The following is a 22,317-nucleotide window of genomic DNA, read 5'->3' as shown; positions in this document are numbered from 1 at the left end:
TTTCTCGGTTTTGGTGTTGCCTTTTCTGCCTTTGGAATAGGCATGGTCTTCGTCTGCCGCAGCAGCGATGAACACGTCGCGCCCAGCCTCCAGGGCGATGTCGCGACGTGCCTCGATCTCGCTGGCGATGACCGACAGGTCTTGCCCGGCCGAGGCACTGAAGCTGCCGCCAGCCTGCACTTGGCTGACGTACTGGGTGGTGGTGCTGTCGTAGCCGCTGACGCGGCGACGCTGGTACTCGTGGCTGTCGGTGACTTGCTGGCTGGCGATATAGAGGTCGCGCTCGGCGCTCAGCGCAATGTTGCCGCCGGCGGTGGCCACGCCACCGACAAAGCCGATGTCGCGACCGGCCGAGAGGGTCAGGTCGTTGGCAGCCTCGATGCGCGCCGCATTGTTGACGATGTTCTGCACCACGTGCTCGCCGCCGACACGATCGTCCAGGCGGGTGACGCTGCGCTCGTTGATGACATCGCCGGTCAGGGCCAACAGGCTCACGTCGCGGCCCTTGAGGATGCCGCCGGCGCTGTTGCGGATGGAATCGGTGGCCAGCAGGTCGAGGCGCTGGCCGGCTTCCATCAGGCCGCTGCTGTCGATGTTGCCGGCGGTGACGGAAAGGTTGTTGCTGGCGCGCAGGGTGCCGACGTTGTTCAGCTCGCCGCCGCTGATCAGGCTGACATCGCGCCCCTGGATCAACGCGCCGTTGGGCGCCAGGCGTCCTTCGGACTGGGCCAGGTAGAGCACCGGGGCCAGCACCTGCTCGCCGTTGACCTCGATGGTTTCCATCCACACGATGTCGTGGGTGAGGGCGGCCACCTGCTCGGCACTCAGCGACACGCCTACGCTCAGGCTCAGCGCATCCTTGCTGGCAATGGCGTTGTCCATCAGGTAGCGGAACATCGCCTCGTCGCTGTCCAGCCCGGCGATCAAGCGCTGCCCGGTGCGCTCCACTACCGCTTCGCGGATCAGGCGCTGTTCGTACAGGCCGTCGCCCAGGCGCTTCTTGGTGGCGTCGGGGTCGATGTCGAGGCTACCCAACAGGTAGTCGGAACTGAGGAATTTCTTCAGGTCGGTGAGCACCGGGTTGGTTTCCACCAGGTACTTGTGCGGCTGGCTGGCAGTTGCCGGGGTTGGCACGCCCTGTACCAGCTTCACGCCTGCCGGCAAGCCGTCCAGGCCCGTACCGGTTTGCCCGGCAACGCTGGCAGCCTGTGCGTCAGGGCCTGCCCAGTGACCCTGGCCGGCGTTGCCGGTGGCAGTGTTGGCCAGGCTGCCCAGCGTGCCGGCTTGCCCGTGCTGAGTCAGGTCGGCACCTGCGGCCAGTGCACCGCTGGCCTGGGCTGTCTGGCCGGTCTGCCCGCTAAGGCGGAACAGGCCGTGCTCGCCCTGCGGCAGGCTGAAGCTTGGCAGCGTGACCGGGTTGACCTGGCGCTGTGCCAGGTCGGGCGGCAACTGCGAGGTAACGGCACGTACCGAGGTTTGCGCGGTGGCCTTGTCGGCATTGGCACCGCGTTGGCCGATGCCGCCGACCCCGCTGGCATTGGCGCGCACCACACTGTTGTCGATGCGCTCGGTGGCGTTGATGGTGACGGCGCCCGCAGCCTGGATGACGGCAGGGGAGACCACGGCGCCAGCGATGGGCGTGCGGTTGTCGCTCAACCTGTATACGCCTTTGCCGGGGTAGCCGCCGGCGGCCAGGAATTGGTCCAGGGTTTCCATGCCGGGTACGCCGGACTGGTTGAACGCGTTCTTCTTTTGCATGAAGCCGGAATAGTGCGACCGGTTACGGCTGTAGAAACTGCCGTTCAAGTTGCGCTGCTCGCCACCGCTCACGCCAATGTTGTTGAGTACGGCAGTGTCGATGCTGATGTTGCGGGCGGCAGAGACGCTGCTGTAGCGGTTGCTGAACTCGTTGCCGCTGAACGTCAGGCTGCCACCTGTGGTGATCGATGCGGCCTGGCTGTCCTGGTCGATGACATCGTGGGAGATCTCGACGGCGGTGAACTGGAACTCGCAGCCCTTGCCCTTGCAATGGTCGTCGGCATAGGTGTTGATGCTCCCCGATACCCGCTCGGTCCGGACCGTGAGCTTGTCCTTGCGATTGATCAGGGTGTCGGCCAGCAGGCTCATGTTGCCGGCGCTTTCCAGGCTGCCGGAAATGTTCTCCACGTGCGTGGCACGGGTACCTCGGTCATCACGGGCGATGCTCAGCCCGCCGAGGCTGTACAGGTCGGCATAGGTGTTGGTGAAGGTGCCTACCCGCAGCGTCATATCGTTGCCGCTGAAGATCAGCCCGCGGTCGTTGCGCAGGGTGTCGGCATTGATGCGCAAGGCCGTGGCGCCGCCCAGGGTGGCGTAGTTGTCGAGCGTGCCGGCCGTGGCGGTCAGATTGCCCGCCGAGGTGATCCGCCCGCGGTTGGTCAAGGTGTTGGTGGCGCTCACCACGCTGGTGGCGCCCCCGGTAAGGGTGCTGGTGCTGGCAAGGTCGATGCTGGCCGCGTTCAGGGTCAGGTTGCCCAGGCTGGTGGTGCGCCCGGTGCCGTTGTAGGTGCCGGTGAGGTCGAGCCGCAAACTGCCGTCGCCGGCCAGCAGGCCGTCGTTGCGCCAATTGACCCCCTTGCCGGTGAAACTCTGCGCCGCCAGCAGCTTGCCGCTCGCGGTCTGGGTGAACTGGCCGATGTCCAGGTTCAGGCGCGCGGCCTGCAATACGCTGCTGTTGGTCCAGTTGGCGGCCTTGATGTCGAGCAGGCCGTTGGTGTACAGCAGGCCGCCCGCACGCATCACCTTGTCGGCGGCCAGGCCGAAGTTGCCGCTACCGGTGTGCAGCAACTGCCCGCTGTTGTTGCTCAGGCCGGCGACTTGCAGGTCCAGGTGCTGGTTGGCGGTTTCCAGCAGGCCAGCGTTGTTGTTGAACGTCTCGCGGGTGCTGATCAGGGTGGTGCCGCTGCGCCCCAGCGCGCGCAGGCTGCCATTGGCGTTGTTCAGCGTCTGGCTGCGCAGGGCCAGGTCAGCCTCGCTCTCGAGCTGGCCCAGTTGGTTGTCGAGCAGGCCCGACAGGTCGAAGTCGATGCGCCCGGCACCCACCTTGCCGGCCTGGTTGAGGAACTGCCCGGCGTTCACACCCAGCCATCCTGCGGCATACAGCCCGCCGCCCTGGTTGTCGAACGTGGCGGTGGCGATGCGGTTGTCGCCGGACAAGGCAGAGATGAAACCCTTGCGGTTGTGCAGGCCGTCGCGGGCCTCGAGGTCCAGCGTCTGGGCCTGGAGGGTGCCAGCATTGTTGTCGAGCAGGCCGCTGACCAGCGTGAGCCGGCCCTGGCTGCTATTGAGCATGCCGCCGGCGCTGTTGTTCAGGTGGGTGCTGTGGATATCGAGGTTGCCGGCCACGCTGTCCACGCGCCCGCCCTGATTGCGCAGGTCGTCGCCCAGGCGCAGCAGGATATTGCCCTGGGCCTTGAGGCTCGCCGCCTGGTTGTCGAGGGCCTGGGCCTGGATGTCGAGGCTGCCGCGTTCGCTGAATACCAGGCCGTCCTGCTGGTTGAGCAGGTCGCCCTTCAGACGTAATACCAGGTTCTGCTGGCTGGCCAGTGTGCCGCCAGCGCTGTTGTTCAGGCTGTCGGCGCCGATGCGCAGCAAGGCCTGGCTGACCAGCCTGCCGCCGCGATTGTCGAGGTTGGCGCTGTTTAGCAGCAGGTCGCCGCCACTGGCCAGGCGTGCGCCCTGGGTGTTGAGCAGCGCGCCGAGCAGGGTGACGCGCAGTGCGCCCTGGCTGGTCACCTGGCCGTTCTGGTTGTTCAGCTGCTTGCCGTCGATTTCCAGGCGCTGGCCATTGAGCTGGCCGCCGCTGTTGTCGATCACGCTGCTGGTACGGTTCAGGCTCAGGGTTTGGGTGGCCGCGATCAGGCCACCCTGGCTGTTGTCGAGCCGGCCGTCGATGCTCAGGGTCACATCGGCTTCGCCGGCGATGATGCCGTGTCGGTTATCCAGGCGCGTGGCAGTGATCTGCTGCCTGCCAAGGCTGACCAGTGCGCCCTGGTCGCGGTTGTCCAGGGTGTCTTCAAGGTGCACGTCGAGGCGGCCATGTTGGCTGGAGAGGGTGCCGGCGCCGCGGTTGTCCAGCGTAGTGCCCCTGACCTCAAGGCCCTGCAGGCCCGAGACAAGCCCCGCGTTGCTGTTGTCGATGCTGGTGGCCTCGACCTGCAATGTGCCCGCGCTGATGAGGCGGCCCTTGTGCTGGTTGTCGAGTTGCGTGGCGAGCAGGCTGAATGCCTGCTCGCTGGATATCTCACCGCCATTGCTGTTGTCGACCAGCCCCAGGCGCTCGAAGGTCAGCGGGCCGCGGGCGTGAATCAGCCCGCCCTGGTTGTCCAGCGTGCCGCCTTGCAGGTTCAGGTGCACGGCCTGTTCGCCGATCAGGCGGCCTTGCTGCTGGATCAGTCGCTGTACGCTCAGGCGCAGGTCGCCCTTGGCCGAGAGTTCGCCGCGCGGGCCATTGTCCAGGTGGCGGGCAGTGATCGTGAGGTTGGCGTCACTGCTGATGCGGCCACCGGGCAGGGCGTTGGCGTAGGCGCCGTTGCGCAGGTCGGTGCTGTTCAACAGCAAGGCTTTGGCGCTGGTGATGGCGCCGCTGCGGTTATCCAGCGTAGTGCTGTCGATGCGTGCATCGCCCTGGCTGATCAACTGGCCGCCCTGGCTGTTGTCCAGGGTGCCGGTGTCGATGTGCAAGCCCAGGTTGGCGGATACCAGCCCCTGGTCGCTGTTGTCGAAAACGCCGCTGTTCAGGCGCAGATTGCCGCCTGCCGACAGGGTGCCCTGATGCTGGTTGGCCAGCAGGCCTTCGAGGGTCAGCCCGATGTCGCCACGGCTGGCCAGGGTGCCGCCATGGGTGTTGCTCAGGCTGCCGGCTTCGATATCCAGCCCGGCGCCCGCCGACAGTACGCCGTTGCGGCTGTTGTCCAGGGCGTTGGCGATGCGCAGGATGAGGCTGTCGGCGCTGATCAGGCGCCCGCCCTGGTTGTCCAGGCGATCGGTGTGCAGGCTGTAGCCGAGGTCACTGGATATCTCGCCACCGGCGCTGTTGTCCAGCGCGCCGATCTGGCGCAGCAGTAGTTGGCCGGGGCTGGCGATCACGCCCTTGTCGCGGTTGATCAGTGTGCCGCCCTGCAGGTCCAGGCTGATGCCGGTTGCGCTGAACAGGTAGCCGCCATCGCGCTGGTCCAGCCCGCTGAGGGTGGCCTCGATCTTGCCCCTGGAGGTGATGCGGCCCTGTTCGCCGTTGTACAACTGGGCGCCATGCAGGGTTATGCCGGTGTCGCTGCCGATGCGGCCCTTGTCGCGGTTGTCGAGCCCGCCACTGCGCAGCTCGAGTGCGCCCACCGCGCTGATTGCGCCGCCATGACGGTTGTCCAGGTTCGCGCTGCGGATCGACAACGCGGCGTCGGTCACCAGGGTCCCGCCCTGGTTGTTCAGGGCGCCGTGGCTGACCACATTCAAGGTATCGATGGCCGATACCAGGCCCTTGTTGTGGTTGTCCAACTGAGCTGCACTCAGGCTCAGGCGGCCCTCGCTGACCAGCTCGCCGCCCACGCTGTTGTCCAGCGTGCCGCTGAGTTCGATATCGACCGAAGCCAGGCTGCTGACCCGGCCGGCATCGCTGTTGAGCAACTCGGCGCCGCGCAGTACTACCCCATCGCGTCCAGCCAGCAGGCCCTTGCTCTGGTTGAGCAGACGCTGCACGGTGAGGGTCAGGCCGCTGTCGCCGATGACCTTGCCGCTGGTGTTGTCCAGTTGCCCGGTAGCTGCGATGCCCACCGTGCCGATGCTCGACACCACACCTTGCTGGTTGAGCAGGTCGTGGGTGGTGATAGTCACCGCATCGTTGCCGACGATCTGCCCGGCGCGCTGGTTGTCGATGTGCTTGGCGTCGAGGGTCACGCGGCCCTGGCCGAGCAGCTTGCCGGCGTCATGGTTGCGCAGCGTGCCCACGTCAACGACCAGGTCGGCCTGGGTGCTGGCTTTGCCGCCGCCACTGTTGTCGAGGGTGTCGCCGACCACCGTCAGCCCCTGATTGGCAACCAGTACACCGCCTCGATTGTCCAGCCGCTCACCCGAAAGCGTCAGTGTGGCCTTGCTCGACAGCAGGCCGCTGCCACTGTTGTTCAATTGGCCGGCCGTGACCTGCAGCGCGCCTTCGCTCACCACGTTGCCCTGGTTGCGGTTGTCCAGCAGGCCGCTGATGCGGGTGTTCAGCGTGCCCTGACTGAGCAGGGCGCCCTTGTTGCTGTTGTTCAGGCCAAGGCCCTGGATGTCCAGGTGCTGACTGGCCGAGATCAGGCCCAGGCGGTTGTCGATGGCAGCGCTGGCGATCAGCAGCACGTCGCCTCCAAGCAGTTTGCCGCCCTGGTTGTTCACGCTGGCGCTGCGCACTTCGTTGCGTGCGCCGGAAACCTCGCCGGCCTGGTTGTTCAGCGCGTGGCTTTGAATCAGCACCTGCCGGTTGCTGGCCAGCAATCCTGCGTTGCTGTTGTCCAACTGCGGTGCGTCAATGGCCAGGCTGTCGAGGCCGATCACTCGACCACCCTGGTTGTTCAGGCCGGAGTTGGCCTGCACCACGGTGCTGCGCTGGCTATGCAGCAGGCCCTTGTCGCGGTTGTCCAGCGTGTCGGCCTTGAGCGTGAGGGTGTGGCTGGCCAGTACCTGGCCCTGGCGGTTGTCCAGTTTGCCGGCGGTCACCGTGGTGGTAGCGCCCTTCAGGCTGCCACCCTGGTTGTCCAGGTTGGCGCGGGCGGTCACTTCGAGTTGGCGGCTGGCAACCACGCTGGCGCTGTTGCGCAGGTCCTGACTGGCCAGGTGCAGGTCGCCGCGGTTGTTGCGGGTGTTGTTGGCTTCGACACCGGCTTCGATCACGCCGCGGTTGTCGATCTGCCTGGCTGCCACGTCGATGCGTTCGCGAGCAGCCAGGCTTTGCCGGTTGACCAGTTGCTCGGCGCTGCGAATCTCGGCGTTGCGCGTTGCGTAGGTCTTGCCTTCGAGCTCGACCTGGTGGGCGGCGATTTTCAGGTCGCGCTCGGCGGTGACATTGCCCAGGCTCAGCTTGCCGTTCACGTCGATCTGCACGTCACTGGCGGTGGAGGCCATGTTGCCGGCCAGTTTCACCCCCACGCCCTTTTCGGTGCCCACCAGGCGGATGGCGCCGGCGTACATGCCACCCAGTGCGGAACTGTCAATGGCCAGCAAGGGTTTGCCGCTGCCGTCGTCCGCCCGTGGCGTGACCTGCAGGCTGTCGGCCTTGACGTCGTTGCGTCCGGTAACGATGTTCAGTTGCTGGGCGTGCAACGTGGCGTTGAGCTTGGCGCTGCGGGTGATCAGGTCGAACTGTTCGACATTGCTGGCATTGAGCCCGGCGCCTTCGAGCGCGATGTCGCCGCCATCGACCTGAAAGCGGTCCAGGCGTTCGCCGTCCATGATCGGTTTGCCGGTGGTCAGCGTGGCGCGCGGGGTATTGATGAAGCCGCAACCGTTGCAGGTGATGCCGTGGGGGTTGGCCACGATCACCCGCGCAGCGGAGCCGGCCACTTCGGTGTAGCCCGCCAGGGTGCTGCGGTTGCCCCCGGTCACCTGGTTGAGGATGACCTTGGCCGCCTGGCCCTTGAGGTTGGGGTTGCCCACGATGATGCCGCCCAGCTGGGTGCTCTGGGTCTTGTTGGTGGCATTGTTGAGGATCAGCCCCTGCTTGCCGACGTTGTAGTCGCGAAAGGTGTTGCTCGACAGCCCGCTGCCGTTGGGGCGGGCGATGTTGACGATGGGCACCCCGTTGCCGGCTGCGCCCACCGTGGTGCCGGCCTTGGCCGCCGCATCCACGGTAACCTGCGCGGCGGTGGCGACGATCGGGTTGAGGAACATGACCCCGGCAACGATCAGGGCCAGGTACTGGTTCAACGGGCTGCGGGCGTCCATGTCAATACTCCGGAAAATCGGTGCCCCTCCATCAGGGCACGTTAATCGGCTGGGGGGCCGGTCAGAAGAACGCGTCCATGCGCACGTAGATCGGGTGTTCACGACGTTCGAGGCTGTCGGGCCGCTGCAACGAGCGGGCAAAACTGACGCTGGCGGCGAAGTACTGCCCGCGCAGGTTCAGTTCCACGGCGTTGCCGCTCAGGCGGCCATGGGTGTCGGGGTTGTTGTGGTCGCCCTTTATCACGCCCACGTCGTAGGCCAGTGCCGCGCCGTACTCCTGCACGAAGGGCTGCAAGGGCGCCCAGCTCACCGGGCGACGCCAACGCAACTGGTTGCGCCAGTAGCCGCCGCTATTGCCGGTGAGGGTCTGCTGCTTGAACCCGCGTACCGAGTTGAGCCCGCCCACGCTGATGCGCTGCGGGCTGTAGAGCGGGTCTTCGCTGCGCTGGCCGGTGGCCAGGCTGTCGAAGCTGAAGGCTTCGCCCCACAGGGTGAACGGCTGCAGGTAGCTCAGGGTCAGGCTGTATTTGTTGTAGCGGGCAACCGGTTCGGTGCCGTGCGGGTTGCCCGCGCCCTGGGCGTCGAAGGCGCCGATGCCTTGCTGCCAGCCGGCGTCGAGGTTGAGGAAGGCGGTGCCGATGCGCCGCCCATGGTTCACGCCCAGCTGGCTTTCGCTCAGGCGCGTGCTCGACACGTCGATCAGGCTGTCGTCCAGGTAGTTGTTGGTACGCAGGTGGCTGATGCCGAGGTTGACCGCCGTCTTGCTCAGGGCATCGCGGTGTATCACGCGCTCGACGCGCAGTTGGTGCATCTGGCTGTCGCCATCGAGCTTGAAGGTAAAGCCGCTGGAATCGTCGCGGGTACGGTAGTAGCTCTGGTTGTAGCTGTAGGTGAAGGTCCACCAGCCCCATGGCACGCTGTAGTTCAGGTACTGGCTGTCGGAGTGGCGCCAGTGGTCGCTGACCGCGTCCTGATTGGCCCTCAGGCTGAACTGATCGGCCAGGCCCAGTGGGCTGTCCCAGTCCAGGCCCAGGCCCATCTGCTGTTCACCGCTGCTGCGGTCGCCGTCATTGTTGCGCGTGGCCGACACGCGCCAGGGCTTGTCGCGCTGCCCCTGCAGTTGCACCCGGCTGCTGCCCACCTCGTCGCCCGGCACCAGTTCCAGTTGCGCCTGGCGCGAGGGCAGGCGGGTCAGCTGGTCGACCAGTTGCTCCAGTTCGCGCAGGTTCAGTACCTCGCCGGTGGTGCCGGGGAAGGCCATGGCCAGCTCGCGCGGGCTGGCCAGGCTGGAGCTGTCCAGGCCGTCCAGGCGCCCTTCGACGACAGTGATCTGCAGGGTGCCGGAGGACAGGTCCTGCTGGGGCAGGTAGGCGCGGGTTGTGATGTAGCCACGGTTGAGGTAGTGATCGGTGACCACCTTGAGCAGCGCATTGAGCTGGCCGACACCCAGGCACTGGCCTTCGTAGGGTTCGAGCAGACGGCGCTGCTCGCGCTCGCCCAGGTGCTCGGCGCCCTCGAGCACTATGTGACGGATGGTAAAGCAACGGGTGTCTTCAGGTGTGCTGGCTGGCACCTGGGGCGCAGCCCTGCCTGGGAGGCTTTGCAGCTCCTGCAGGCGTTTGCGCTGTTCTTGCAGCAGCCGCTCCTGTCGGTCGCGGATCAGGTCGCGGTCGCCTGGGGTTTGCAGCGGGTCGGCCGAGGCGAAAAACGGCAGCAGCGCCAGGCCGAAAGCCAGGCGACGGAAGAGGTAGAGCATGAGGGTGATCCATCACTCGTTATGCAAAAAGAACGTCTGTTTCCTACAAACGCGGCGCAGGATACTGCAAAAAAGCGTCGAAGTGATGGCTAATTGACGTCATTTTTGTAACGGGTGTAGGAGGTTTCCGGTTGCTGCGCATGGGGTGAACAGCGTCGAATTTGCAGGGCGCAGACGTGCACTCGGTTCTGACCGGTGCGCGTGATGAACATCCTGTTTGTTTGGGGGGGCCGCCGGCTTCGCACTTTTCGGGTTTACCGTGGCAGCCAGTAGACTACAGTTTGTCCCGAGGGAATTTTTATCGCAGCTCGCGTTCCAAGCCTGGCAGGGAACCGCCGTCGGTCCGCTGCATACACGAATTCTGTAGGAGCTTGTCCATGTTCACCATGCGTCGTCTGATTATCGTCGCTACTGCTGCTGCCCTGATGACTGGCTGCGCCAGTCAGAACCCCTATGACAACCAGGGCCAGGCGCAAGGCTCCACCGGGATGAGCAAGACCGCCAAGTACGGCGGCCTGGGCGCATTGGCCGGTGCCGTTGCCGGTGCCGCCATCGACCACAACAACCGTGGCAAGGGTGCGTTGATCGGCGCCGCTGCGGTGGGCGCCGCCGCCGCCGGCTACGGCTACTACGCCGACCGCCAGGAGGCGGCACTGCGCGAGAGCATGGCCAACACCGGTGTCGAAGTGCAGCGTCAAGGCGACCAGATCAAGCTGATCATGCCGGGCAACATCACCTTCGCCACCGACTCGGCGAGCATTGCACCAAGCTTCTACGCGCCGCTGAACAACCTGGCCAACTCGTTCAAGCAGTTCAACCAGAACACCATCGAAGTGGTCGGTTTCACCGACAGCACCGGCAGTCGCCAGCACAACATGGACCTGTCGCAGCGTCGTGCACAGGCCGTGAGCACCTACCTGACCTCCCAGGGCGTCGACCCTTCGCGCGTGAGTGCGCGTGGCCTGGGCCCGGACCAGCCGATCGCGAGCAACGCCGATGCCAACGGGCGTGCGCAGAACCGTCGGGTGGAGGTGAACCTCAAGCCGATTCCTGGGCAGCAGTACCAGTAAATCTTTTCGCCAGCAATGCTGGCTCCTACAGGGGGCTCACGCCGTTGTAGGAGCCGGCCTTGCCGGCGAAGGGCTCACTGCTGGCGCATCCGCTCCAGCCGTTCATCCTTCTCTTCCCACAACCGGTTGATCCACTGCTGGAACGCCAGCCTGTAGGCTTCATCCTGGTCGTAGCTGCGTCCCAGAAATTCCTTGGGAATCGCCAGCGCCTCGAACGTCACCTCCACCCGCGCCACTCGCCCGCACAGCAGGTCCCAGAAGCCCGGTGTGCCCTGCGGGTAATGGATCGTCACGTTGATGATCGACTCCAGTTGCTCGCCCATCGCATCCAGCACGAAGGCAATGCCGCCCGCCTTGGGTTTGAGCAGGTGCCGGAACGGCGAACCCTGTTCGGCATGCTTGGCGGGGGTGAAACGCGTGCCTTCGGCAAAGTTGAAGATCGCCGTGGGCTTGCCACGGAACCTGGCGCAGGTACGGCGTGTGGTCTGCAGGTCCTTGCCCTGTTTTTCTGGGTGTTTGGCCAGGTAGGCCTTGCTGTAGCGCTTCATGAAGGGGAAGCCCAGCGCCCACCAGGCCAGGCCGATCACCGGCACCCAGATCAGCACCTGCTTGAGGAAGAACTTGAGCGGTCGGATACGCCGGTTGAGCACGTATTGCAGCACCATGATGTCCACCCAGCTCTGGTGGTTGCTGGTCACCAGGTAGCTGTGCTGGTAGTCCAGCCCGGCCAGCCCCTCGATGTCCCAGCGGGTGCGCCCGACCAGGTTCATCCAGCCCTTGTTGTTGCTGATCCAGGCTTCGTGGATGTGCCGCATCAGTTCGTCGGTGACGCGCTGCGCGGCGGCAAAGGGCAGGCACAGCTTGAACAGGCTGACGATGAACAGCGGTGTGCAGCACAGGATGGTGTTGGCGGCCAGCAGCAGCGAGCCGATGACTCCGCGCACGGGCGCGGGCAGAAAAGCGAGCATGGTCAGTTATCCAGCGAGCGGTTGGCCTGAATCGCGGTCAGGGCAATGGTGTAGACGATGTCGTCGACCTGGGCGCCACGCGGCAGGTCGTTGACCGGCTTGCGCAGGCCCTGCAGCATCGGCCCCAGGCTCACGCAATCGGCGCTGCGCTGCACGGCCTTGTGGGTGGTGTTGCCGGTGTTCAGGTCGGGGAACACGAACACCGTCGCGCGTCCGGCCACCTTGCTGTTGGGTGCCAGCTGGCGGGCGATGTCCTGGTTGGCGGCGGCGTCGTACTGCAACGGCCCATCGATCTGCAGGCCACGCTGGGTTTCCTGGGCCAGCAGGGTGGCCTCGCGCACCTTCTCGACCTCTTCGCCGCTGGCCGAATCGCCACTGTAATAGCTGATCATCGCCACCCGCGGGGTAATGCCGAAGGCTTCGGCCGAATCGGCGCTTTGCAGGGCAATTTCGGCCAGCTCGCCGGCAGTGGGGTGCGGGTTCATCACGCAGTCGCCATACACCAGCACCTGCTCGGGGAACAGCATGAAGAACACCGACGACACCAGGCTGCAGCCGGGGGCGGTCTTGATCAGTTGCAGGGCCGGGCGGATGGTGTTGGCGGTGGAGTGCACCAGGCCCGAGACCAGGCCGTCGACCTCGTCCAGGGCCAGCATCATGGTGCCGATCACCACCGGGTCTTCTAGCTGCTGCTCGGCCATCGGCGCGTTCAGGCTCTTGCTCTTGCGCAGGCTGACCATAGGCTCGACGTAGCGCTCGCGAATCAGGTCCGGGTCCAGAATCTCCAGCCCCTCGGGCAGGCTGATGCCTTGGGCGCGGGCCACTGCCTGTACGTCCTCGGGCCTGGCTAGCAGCACGCAGCGGGCGATGCCGCGGGCCTGGCAGATGGCGGCGGCCTGCACGGTCATCGGCTCGGCGCCTTCGGGCAGCACGATGCGCTTGTTGGCCTGCTGGGCTCGCTGGATCAGCTGGTAGCGGAACACCGCAGGCGACAGGCGCATCTCGCGCGGGGTGCCGCAGCGCTGGTTGAGCCAGTCGGCGTCCAGGTGGCTGGCCACGAAGTCGGTGATGATCTCCGCACGCTCGCGGTCGTCCACCGGGATTTCCTTGTTCAACTGGTTCAGCTGGTTGGCGGTGTCGTAGGAGCCGGTACTCACCGACAGCACCGGCAGGCCGGCCAGCAGGGCGCCCTGGCACAGTTCGAGGATGCGCGGGTCGGGCTTGCTGTCGCTGGTCAGCAGCAGGCCGGCCAGTGGCACACCGTTGATCGCCGCCAGGCTGACGGCCAGGATGATGTCGTCGCGATCACCCGGGGTCACCACCAGCGTGCCGGGCTTGAGCAGCGGCACGGTGTTGGCCACGGTGCGGGCGCAGATGATGATCTTGTTCATGCGCCGGGTTTCGTAGTCGCCGGCGTTGAGTACCTGGGCACCGAGCAGCTCGGCCACGTCGCGGGTGCGCGGGTCGTTGAGCCCGGCCTGGAACGGGATGCAGCCCAGCAGGCGGAACTCGCCGCTGCGCAGCAGGGGCGAATGCTCCTGCAGGCGGCTGGCGAAGGTGTCCATCGGTTCGTCGCTGCGCACCTTGTTGAGGATCACGCCCAGCACCTTGGGGTCGCGCGGGCCGCCGAACAGCTGGGCCTGCAGCTCGACACGGCCCGACAGCTCGGCCAGCACGTCGTTTTCCGGCGCCGACACCAGGATCACCTCGGCGTCCAGGCTCTTGGCCAGGTGCAGGTTGACCCGTGCGGCGTAGCTGGCATGGCGGGTCGGCACCATGCCCTCGACCACCAGCACGTCCTTGCCGATGCAGGCCTGCTGGTACAGGGTGATGATCTCTTCGAGCAGTTCGTCCAGCTGGCCATCGCCGAGCATGCGTTCCACATGCGCCAGGCTCAGCGGTTGCGGCGGCTTGAGGCCGTGGGTGCGGGCGACCAGTTCGGTGGAGCGTTCCGGGCCGGTGTCGCCGGGGTGGGGCTGGGCGATCGGCTTGAAGAAGCCGACCTTGAGTCCGGCGCGTTCCAGGGTGCGCACCAGGCCCAGGCTGATGGAGGTCAGGCCGACACCAAAGTCGGTCGGCGCGATGAAAAATGTCTGCATGCGAGCTTCTCGAAGTGAGCTGTTGCAAAAGAATCAATTGCCAAGGGTAGCGCTATCGACCCCCTGAGCGCACCAGCCGCAGGCAAATGGCTGGCCGATTCGTTGCTGGCGCAGGTCTGCGTCCAGCACCCAGCCACGCGACTGCCACGGCGGTTCGTGGCGCAGGTGCTGGGTATGCCCGCACGACAGTTCGACCACCCAGTGGCCATGCTCGTCCTGATGAAAACCCAGCACCCGGCTGGGAAAAGCGGCTTCCCGTTTGTCCGGGTTGCGTTCGCTTTCAGGCGATGCGTTGGTTACACTTGTTCGTTCTACATTCTTATGCAAAAGGTCTCGCCCCATGCCGATCGCCGCCAACAAGGCTGTCTCCATCGACTATACCCTGACCAACGACGCTGGTGAGGTCATCGATAGCTCCAACGGCGGCGCGCCGCTGGTTTACCTGCACGGTGCAGGCAACATCATTCCGGGCCTGGAGAAAGCCCTGGAAGGCAAGGATACCGGCGCCGAGCTGGACGTTGCCATCGAGCCGGAAGACGCCTACGGCGAATACCTGGCCGAACTGGTCAGCACCCTGAACCGCAGCATGTTCGAAGGTGTCGACGAGCTGGAAGTGGGCATGCAGTTCCACGCGTCCGCGCCTGATGGCCAGATGCAGATCGTGACCATCCGTGACCTGGACGGCGACGACGTGACCGTCGACGGCAACCACCCACTGGCTGGCCAGCGCCTGAACTTCAAGGTCAAGGTCGTTGCCGTGCGTGATGCCAGCGAAGAAGAAATCGCCCATGGTCACGTGCATGGCGAAGGTGGCCATCAGCACTGATTTCTGCGCTAAGCTCAGAAGGTCGCTAAGGCGCCCGGGCAAGTCTGTCGTGTTCTCCCAGGAGGCAGACGGCTTGGCCGGGCGCTTTTTTAGTGGGCAGCATTTGTTGCGCCAGCCGGGACCGATGCCGGTAACTGGCCGGGAACTGGAAAGGGGAGTACGTCATGAGTGCATTTCACGACCTGAAATTGCAGGCGCTGGATGGCCAGGAGTTGCCATTGGCGCCGTTCAAGGGGCAGGTGGTGCTGGTGGTCAATGTCGCCTCCAAATGTGGCCTGACCCCGCAATATGCGGCGCTGGAGAATCTCTACCAGCATTACAAGGACAAGGGCTTCAGCGTGCTGGGCCTGCCGTGCAACCAGTTTGCCGGGCAGGAGCCGGGCAGCGAGCAGGAGATCGCCCAGTTCTGCAGCCTGAACTACGGGGTGAGTTTCCCGCTGGGCAGCAAGCTGGAGGTCAACGGCCCGGAGCGGCATCAGCTGTACCGCCTGCTGGCCGGTGAAGGCGCCGAGTTCCCGGGGGATATCACCTGGAACTTCGAGAAGTTTCTGGTAGGCAAGGACGGCCGCGTGCTGGCGCGCTTTGCGCCGCGTACTGCGCCGGATGATGCCACGGTGGTGCAGGCTATCGAGAAAGCCTTGGCCTGACGTGCCCCTTCGCCGGCAAGGCCGGCTCCTGCAATGGATGCACCGTCGTATGCAGGAGCCGGCCTTGCCGGCGAAAAATCCACCCCGATCACCGCTATCAATAGTACTGGGGTCAGCGACAATCCCGCCCTATGCTCAGGCGCCATCCCTTTCCCAGGAGCGCCGAATGCCTGCTCAAGCCCTGTTCACCCCCTTCAAGCTGGGCGCCCTCGAGCTGCCGACCCGTGTGGTCATGGCACCGATGACCCGAACCTTCTGCCCCGGCGGTGTGCCTCATGCGCAGGTGGTCGAGTATTACCGCCGCCGCGCCGCTGCCGATGTCGGCCTGATCATCACCGAAGGCACTACCGTCGACCACCCGGCCGCCAACGGTTACCCCAACGTGCCGCGCTTTCATGGTGAAGATGCCCTGGCGGGCTGGAAGAAGGTCGTCGATGCCGTACACGCCGAAGGCGGCAGGATCGTGCCGCAACTGTGGCACGTGGGCAGCGTGCGCCGCCTGGGTACCGAGCCGGACGCCAGCGTGCCGGGTTACGGCCCTAGCGAAAAACTCAAGGATGGCCAGGTGGTGGTGCACGGCATGAGTCATGCCGACATCCGCGACGTGATCGAGGCGTTCGCCCAGGCTGCCCGCGATGCCAAGGCCATCGGCATGGATGGCGTCGAGATCCACGGCGCACACGGCTACCTGATCGACCAGTTCTTCTGGGCCACGAGCAACCAGCGCAGCGATGAGTACGGCGGCGACCTGGCCGGCCGCTCGCGCTTTGCCATCGAGCTGGTGCAGGCGGTACGCGCCGCCGTAGGCCCGGACTTTCCGATCATCCTGCGCTTCTCGCAATGGAAGCAGCAGGACTACAGCGCCCGCCTGGTCGACAACGCCGAGGCGCTGGGCGAGTTCCTGCGCCCGCTGGCCGACGCCGGCGTGGATATCTTCCACTGCTCCACGCGCCGCTTCTGGGAGCCTGAGTTCGAAGGCTCGGACCTGAACCTGGCTGGCTGGACCCGCCTGCTCACCGGCAAGCCCACCATCACCGTGGGCAGCGTGGGCCTGGATGGGGAGTTTCTGCAGTTCATGGTCGACACCGACAAGGTGGCGCAACCGGCCAGCCTGGAGAAACTGCTGCAGCGCCTGGGCGACCAGGAGTTCGACCTGGTGGCCGTAGGGCGTGCTTTGCTGGTGGATGCCCAGTGGGCGGCCAAGGTGCGTGAGGGGCGCGAGCAGGACATCCTGCCGTTCAGCCGCGAGGCGCTGACGAGCCTGGCTTGACCAGCAGCGCCGCATCGACGCGGCGCTGAGACGGTGCCGGTGCCTGTTCGCAGGCGCCGCGCAGGTGCGCCTCGAACTGTTCGACGATGGCCGGCCAGCCCTGGCGGCTGGCATGCTGGCGGGCATTGAGGCGCACCCGGCGCAAGGTCTCGCTGTCTTCCAGCAGCCAGCTGGCGGCATCGATGAAGGCCTCTGCATCTCCCGGCATGGCCAGTGCGCCACTGTGCCCATGACGAATGTGCTGGGCTGCTGCGGCCTCGTCGTAGGCCACCACCCCAAGGCCGGAGGCCAGCGCCTCCAGCACCACGTTGCCGAAGGTTTCGGTCAGGCTCGGGAACAGGAAGATATCCCCCGAGGCGTAGTGTTCGGCCAGGCATTCGCCGCGCTGTACCCCGCAGAACACGGCACCTGGCAACTGCTGCTCGAGTGCGCCGCGCTGCGGGCCGTCCCCCACCACGATCAGGCGCAGGTTGCGCAGGGGGTAGGCCTTGCGCAGGGCGTCCAGGCACTGGCCGAGCAGGCCCAGGTTCTTCTCGGTGGCCAGGCGCCCCACATGCAGCAGGGCGATGTCGTCGGGCCCAAGGCCCCACTGGTCGCGCAAGCTCTGGCGGCGCCGGGCCGGGTTGAACAGGCTGCTGTCGACCCCGCGCGACAGCAGGGTCAGGCGTTCGAAGCCGCGCCGCTGCAGCTCCAGGCGCTGGCTGACGCTGGGCACCAGGGTGCTGTGGCAGCGATGGTGGAAGCCGCGCAGGTAACGGGTGACCAGCCGCGTGAGCAGGCCGAAGCCGTACTGGCCGGAGTACTGCTGGAAGTTGGTATGAAAGCCGCTGACCACCGCGATGCCCAGGCGCCGCGCCGCCCGCAGTGCACTCAGGCCCAGTGGCCCCTCGGTGGCGATGTACAGCACGTCCGGGCGGTCGCGGCGCCAGCGGCGCAGCAGCTTGTGCATCGACACCTGCCCCCATTGCAGGCCGGGGTAGCCGGGCAGGGGCCAGCCACGGCACAACAGCAGGTCGGCCTGCGCAGGGCCGGCGGCATCGCCGGCCTGGCGCGGGCGCACCAGCTCCACCCGGTGGCCGCGCAGGCGCAGGCCTTCGTGCAGGCGGCCAAGGGTGTTGGCCACGCCATTGATTTCGGGTGGGAAGGTTTCGCTGACAAGGGTGATGTGCAGGGCGGCGGGACTGGTCATGGGGGGATTTTCCGAGGTGCCGATTGCGCCCGGATGACAGCAAAATGACGGATACATGACGCCCGATCATTGGCGCTTTTGCGCTGTGAAAATAAGCTTGGCCAGCGCCTCAAGAATGCCGCATCGCCAGCCGATGAAGTTGCATTCGAATGAGACTTTCGCTCCAGGAGCGGTGATGTTCAACAGCAAACTGAAACAAGAAAATGCCAGGCTGCGCGAAGAGCTGATGACCATGGAGCAGGTCAAGTGCAGCCTGGACAGCGAGATGCTGGTGCTGCAACTGGACCCCCAGGGCCGTATCGAAGCGGTCAACGGCAACTTCGAGAAAGAGATGCGCTACAGCAGCCAGCAGCTGCTGGGCCGCAACATCGAAGAGATCGTGCCGGCGCATGTGAAGCCGCTGGATTTCTACCAGCGCATGAAGCAGGCGATCAACCGTGGCGAGCACCTCAACGGCGCGTTTCGCCTGCTGCGCGGCAACGGCGAGGAAGCCTGGCTGCGCTCGATCCTGCAGCCGGTCAAGGGCAGTGACGGGCGCCTGCGCTACTTCACCCTGCACTCCAGCGACCTGACCCGCACCATCGAGACGTCACGCGAGCACGAGAGCCTGATCAAGGCCCTGATGCGCTCCACGGCAGTGATCGAGTTCAACCTCAACGGCGAGGTGCTGGCTGCCAACGACCGCTTCCTCAAGACCATGGGCTATTCCCTGGAGCAGGTGCGCGGCAAGCACCACCGCATGTTCTGCGAGCCGGAAGAGTACAACTCGGCGCATTACCAGCAGTTCTGGGAAAAACTGCGCCGTGGCGAGTTCGTGGCCGAGCGCTTCAAGCGCATCGATGCCCATGGCCGCGTGGTCTGGCTGGAGGCGTCGTACAACCCGATCATCGACGCCCATGACGTGCTGTACAAGGTGGTCAAGTTCGCCACCGTGATCACCGACCAGGTCAACCAGGAAGCGGCGGTGGCCCACGCCGCCGACATCGCCTACACCACGTCCCTGGACACCGACTCCAGTGCACGTCGCGCCACCGAGGTGGTGACTCAGACGGTCGAGGTCATGCGCGGCCTGGAGACGTACATGCAGCAGGCCGCCGACGGCATCGAGGCGCTGGACAAGCAGTCCCAGGTGATCGGTTCGATCATCAAGACCATCAGCGACATTGCCGGGCAGACCAACCTGCTGGCGCTCAATGCGGCCATCGAAGCCGCGCGTGCCGGCGAGCAGGGCCGGGGTTTTGCAGTGGTGGCCGACGAGGTGCGGCAACTGGCCTCGCGCACCAGCACCGCCACCGAGGAAATCGCCCGGGTGGTGCAGCAGAACGCCCAGTTGGCCAAGGCGGCGGTCGACATCATCGACAACAGCAAGCGCCAGGCCGAAGAGGGCCTGTCGCTGGCCGGGCAGACCGGTACGGTGATCGTCGAGATTCAGGACGGGGCGCAGAAGGTGGTGGACGCGGTCGGCCAGTTCTCCAACCAGCTGGCGCCCTGACGGCGCGGTGGCGGCGGCCTTGCACCGTCGCCACCGTCGCCCCGGCAACCGTCAGCCGCGTTCGCGCACCCAGAACAGCGTGGCACCGGCGATGGCGGCAGGCATCATCACGATGTTCACGAACGGGATCAGCAGCACCAGGTACACCGAGCCGCCAAAGCCCAGGCTCTGCCAGCGCTTGGCGCGCAGCCAGGCGAGCATGTCCTGCCAGCTCATCTTGTTGTTGTCTGCCGGGTAGTCGATGTACTGGATGGCCATCATCCAGACACCGAACAGCAGCCACAGCGGCGCGGCCACGATGTTGACTACCGGGATCCACGACAGGATGAACAGCGCCAGGGCGCGCGGCACGAAGTAGCCCAGCTTGCGCAGTTCGCGGCTCAGGGTGCGCGGCACCATGGCCGCCAGTTCGCCCCAGCTGAAGGCCGGGAACGGGTCGGTGCCACGTACCACCACCTCGACCTTTTCGGCCAGAAAACCGTTGAACGGTGCCGCGATGATGTTGGCCAGCATGGTGAAGGTGAAGAACACCATCAGCACCACCAGCACCACGAACAGCGGCCACAGCACATAGTTGAGAAAGCTCAGCCAGCCCGGCAGGGTCGGGATCAGCGAGTCCACCCACAGGCTGAACTGGTGACCGGCAAAATAGATCAGGCCCACGAACAGCAGCAGGTTGACCGCCAGCGGCAGCAGCACGAACAGGCGCAGGCCCGGGCTCAGGACCAGTTTCAGGCCCTCGCGCAGGTATTGGGGGCCGGACAGGACAGGGGCTTGCATAAAAGGCTCCGAGCGGTGGTAAACGCGCCGACCTTACCGAGTTTGACGCCTGGGCGAAAGCGCGGCGAAATGCGCGCAACCCCCGGTAACAAAACCCTGTCGATCATTTAATAGGCAAAGCGGCCGGTGCTCGGCAGGTGAATAGAGGTCGTCTATAAGGTGGATTGTCTAAGGATATTTCCTTAATCTCTGCCTCCTCGTTACAGTCGCACCAATTTCACGGTTTCCAGAACCTGCGGCCAATAGCCTTCCCCAAGTGCTTCGCGGGTTCTTTTTTATTCCAGCCGGTGCCCCCGGCGTCATGTGGCTGGCTCGCCAGCTCGACAGGAGCGTTTCATGTCTGAAGTTCGTCATTCGCGAGTGATCATTCTCGGTTCCGGCCCTGCCGGTTACAGCGCCGCCGTGTACGCGGCCCGTGCCAACCTCAAGCCGCTGCTGATCACCGGCATGCAGGCTGGCGGCCAGCTGACCACCACCACCGAAGTCGACAACTGGCCGGGCGATGCACATGGCCTGACCGGCCCTGCGCTGATGCAGCGCATGCAGGAGCATGCCGAGCGTTTCGAGACCGAAGTGGTGTTCGACCACATCAACGCCGTGGACCTGGCCAACAAGCCGTTCACCCTCAAGGGCGACAGCGCCACCTACACCTGCGACGCACTGATCATCGCCACCGGCGCCAGCGCGCGCTACCTGGGCCTGCCGTCGGAAGAGGCGTTCATGGGCAAGGGCGTTTCGGCCTGCGCGACCTGTGACGGGTTCTTCTACCGCAACAAGCCGGTGGCCGTGGTCGGTGGTGGCAACACTGCCGTCGAGGAAGCCCTGTACCTGGCCAACATCGCCAGCAAGGTGACCCTGGTGCACCGCCGCGAGACCTTCCGCGCCGAGAAGATCCTGATCGACAAGCTGCACGCCCGCGTGGCCGAAGGCAAGATCGAGCTCAAGCTCAACGCCACCCTGGACGAAGTGCTGGGCGACAACATGGGTGTGACCGGTGCGCGCCTGAAGAACAACGACGGCAGCTTCGATGAAGTGAAGGTCGACGGCGTGTTCATCGCCATCGGTCACACCCCCAACACCTCGCTGTTCGAAGGCCAGCTGGCGCTCAAGGATGGCTACATGGTGGTCAACGGCGGGCGTGACGGCAATGCCACCGCCACCAGCATCGAGGGCGTATTCGCCGCCGGCGACGTGGCCGACCACGTGTATCGCCAGGCAATCACCTCGGCCGGTGCCGGCTGCATGGCGGCACTGGATGTCGAGCGTTACCTGGACGGCCTGCAGAACGCTTCGTTCTGATTGGCCCCTTCGCCGGCAAGGCCGGCTCCTACAGGTTCATGCACAACCCTGTAGGAGCCGGCCTTGCCGGCGATGTTTCTTACAGGCTCAGGCGCATCGACAGGTCCACTGCCTTCACATCCTTGGTCATTGCCCCGATCGAGATGTAGTCCACCCCCGTCTCGGCAATTGCGCGCAACGTGCTTTCGCTGATCCCGCCGCTGGCTTCCAGCTTGGCCTTGCCGGCATTGAGGCGCACCGCCTCGCGCATTTCGTCCAGGTTCAGCTCGTCGAGCATGACGATGTCGGCCCCGGCCTCCAGCGCCTGCTGCAGTTCATCCAGGCTCTCCACCTCGATTTCCACCGGCTTGCCCGGCGCAATGCGGCGCGCCGCAGCGATCGCTTCGGCAATCCCGCCGCTGGCGGCAATGTGGTTTTCCTTGATCAGAAACGCGTCGTACAGGCCGATGCGATGATTGTGGCAGCCGCCGCAGGTCACTGCGTACTTCTGCGCCAGGCGCAGGCCCGGCAGGGTCTTGCGCGTATCCAGCAGCTTGACCTGGGTATCGGTCACCAGGTCGGCCAGGTGCCGCGCATGGGTGGCCACCCCCGACAGCAGCTGCAAAAAGTTCAGCGCGCTGCGCTCGCCGGTCAGCAGCGAGCGGGCCGGCCCTTCCAGGTGGAACAGTGCCTGATTGGCCGTGGCCCGGTCGCCGTCCTTGACCTGCCAGTGCACCGCCACCCGCGGGTCGAGCTGACGAAACACCGCGTCCACCCAGGCCGTGCCGCTGATCACGCAGTCGTCGCGGGTAATGATGGTGGCCTTGGCCAGGCGCTCGGCAGGAATCAGCTGGGCGGTGATGTCGCCGCTGCCGACATCCTCGAGCAACGCACGGCGCACGTTGGCTTCGATTTCGGCGGTCAGGTCGGCGAGGCGTAGATTCGGCATGGTGGACTCCACAAGCTAGGTGGCCGCGATTATAGGGCAG

14 protein-coding genes are annotated in these 22,317 nt (G+C 65.5%); 6 read left to right on the top strand and 8 right to left on the bottom strand.

Annotated elements, in window-relative coordinates:
* On the bottom strand, nt 1-7,953 hold a 7,953-nt coding region (locus DN387_RS20250; protein WP_054916272.1), incomplete at its 3' end, for a filamentous hemagglutinin N-terminal domain-containing protein.
* A 61-nt stretch (nt 7,954-8,014) separates the two neighbouring features.
* On the bottom strand, nt 8,015-9,709 hold the full coding sequence (locus DN387_RS20245) for a ShlB/FhaC/HecB family hemolysin secretion/activation protein (RefSeq protein ID WP_054916273.1): 1,695 nt from the start codon (nt 9,707-9,709) through the stop codon (nt 8,015-8,017).
* A 377-nt stretch (nt 9,710-10,086) separates the two neighbouring features.
* Here DN387_RS20245 and DN387_RS20240 point away from each other — a divergent pair, with 377 nt between their 5' ends.
* Complete coding sequence (locus DN387_RS20240) at nt 10,087-10,779, top strand: OmpA family protein (RefSeq protein ID WP_043864368.1); 693 nt, start codon at nt 10,087-10,089, stop codon at nt 10,777-10,779.
* Between the two features lie 74 nt (nt 10,780-10,853).
* Here DN387_RS20240 and DN387_RS20235 read toward each other — a convergent pair whose 3' ends face one another.
* The 3 genes from DN387_RS20235 to DN387_RS20225 are packed head-to-tail and all read right to left on the bottom strand — an operon-like array spanning nt 10,854 to nt 14,188.
* A complete protein-coding gene (locus DN387_RS20235) occupies nt 10,854-11,747 on the bottom strand; it encodes an acyltransferase (protein WP_054916274.1) in 894 nt (297 codons plus the stop codon).
* Nucleotides 11,748-11,749: 2 nt separating this feature from the next.
* Nucleotides 11,750-13,846, bottom strand: coding sequence for a phosphate acetyltransferase (gene pta, locus DN387_RS20230; RefSeq protein ID WP_254506263.1), 2,097 nt, complete (start codon nt 13,844-13,846; stop codon nt 11,750-11,752).
* A 33-nt stretch (nt 13,847-13,879) separates the two neighbouring features.
* Nucleotides 13,880-14,188, bottom strand: a complete 309-nt coding sequence (locus tag DN387_RS20225; protein ID WP_043864371.1) for a DUF3565 domain-containing protein — start codon at nt 14,186-14,188, stop codon at nt 13,880-13,882.
* Here DN387_RS20225 and DN387_RS20220 point away from each other — a divergent pair.
* The 3 genes from DN387_RS20220 (at nt 14,187) to DN387_RS20210 (ending at nt 16,589) form a co-directional block, all read left to right on the top strand.
* Complete coding sequence (locus tag DN387_RS20220) at nt 14,187-14,672, top strand: peptidylprolyl isomerase (protein ID WP_043864372.1); 486 nt, start codon at nt 14,187-14,189, stop codon at nt 14,670-14,672. The genes DN387_RS20225 and DN387_RS20220 overlap by 2 nt on opposite strands.
* Before the next feature lie 164 nt (nt 14,673-14,836).
* Entirely contained in the window at nt 14,837-15,319 is a 483-nt protein-coding gene (locus tag DN387_RS20215) for a glutathione peroxidase (protein WP_043864373.1), read from the top strand.
* 166 nt (nt 15,320-15,485) lie between these two features.
* Nucleotides 15,486-16,589: an NADH:flavin oxidoreductase gene (locus DN387_RS20210; RefSeq protein ID WP_054916275.1), complete on the top strand. Its 1,104-nt coding sequence runs from the start codon at nt 15,486-15,488 to the stop codon at nt 16,587-16,589.
* On the opposite strand, the gene DN387_RS20205 is transcribed toward DN387_RS20210, so the two are convergent.
* Nucleotides 16,558-17,778 (bottom strand): glycosyltransferase family 1 protein, encoded by a 1,221-nt coding sequence (locus DN387_RS20205; RefSeq protein ID WP_043864375.1) that lies wholly within the window; start codon nt 17,776-17,778, stop codon nt 16,558-16,560. The genes DN387_RS20210 and DN387_RS20205 overlap by 32 nt on opposite strands.
* 175 nt (nt 17,779-17,953) lie before the next feature.
* On the opposite strand from DN387_RS20205, the gene DN387_RS20200 reads away from it, so the two are divergent.
* Nucleotides 17,954-19,270, top strand: coding sequence for a PAS domain-containing methyl-accepting chemotaxis protein (locus DN387_RS20200; protein ID WP_043864376.1), 1,317 nt, complete (start codon nt 17,954-17,956; stop codon nt 19,268-19,270).
* 51 nt (nt 19,271-19,321) lie between these two features.
* Here DN387_RS20200 and cysZ read toward each other — a convergent pair whose 3' ends face one another.
* Nucleotides 19,322-20,050 carry a sulfate transporter CysZ gene (gene cysZ, locus DN387_RS20195; protein WP_054916276.1) on the bottom strand — a complete coding sequence of 243 codons (729 nt, stop codon included), beginning with the start codon at nt 20,048-20,050 and terminating at the stop codon, nt 19,322-19,324.
* A 336-nt stretch (nt 20,051-20,386) separates the two neighbouring features.
* On the opposite strand from cysZ, the gene trxB reads away from it, so the two are divergent.
* Complete coding sequence (gene trxB, locus DN387_RS20190) at nt 20,387-21,349, top strand: thioredoxin-disulfide reductase (protein WP_043864378.1); 963 nt, start codon at nt 20,387-20,389, stop codon at nt 21,347-21,349.
* 79 nt (nt 21,350-21,428) lie between these two features.
* On the opposite strand, the gene nadC is transcribed toward trxB, so the two are convergent.
* Nucleotides 21,429-22,277, bottom strand: coding sequence for a carboxylating nicotinate-nucleotide diphosphorylase (gene nadC, locus DN387_RS20185; protein WP_054916277.1), 849 nt, complete (start codon nt 22,275-22,277; stop codon nt 21,429-21,431).
* Nucleotides 22,278-22,317 lie beyond the last annotated feature (40 nt).

The sequence above is a fragment of the Pseudomonas sp. FBF18 genome (assembly GCF_024261405.1).
GTDB classification, from domain to species: Bacteria; Pseudomonadota; Gammaproteobacteria; order Pseudomonadales; family Pseudomonadaceae; genus Aquipseudomonas; species Aquipseudomonas palmensis.
This window is presented reverse-complemented; position numbering and strand designations above follow the sequence as displayed.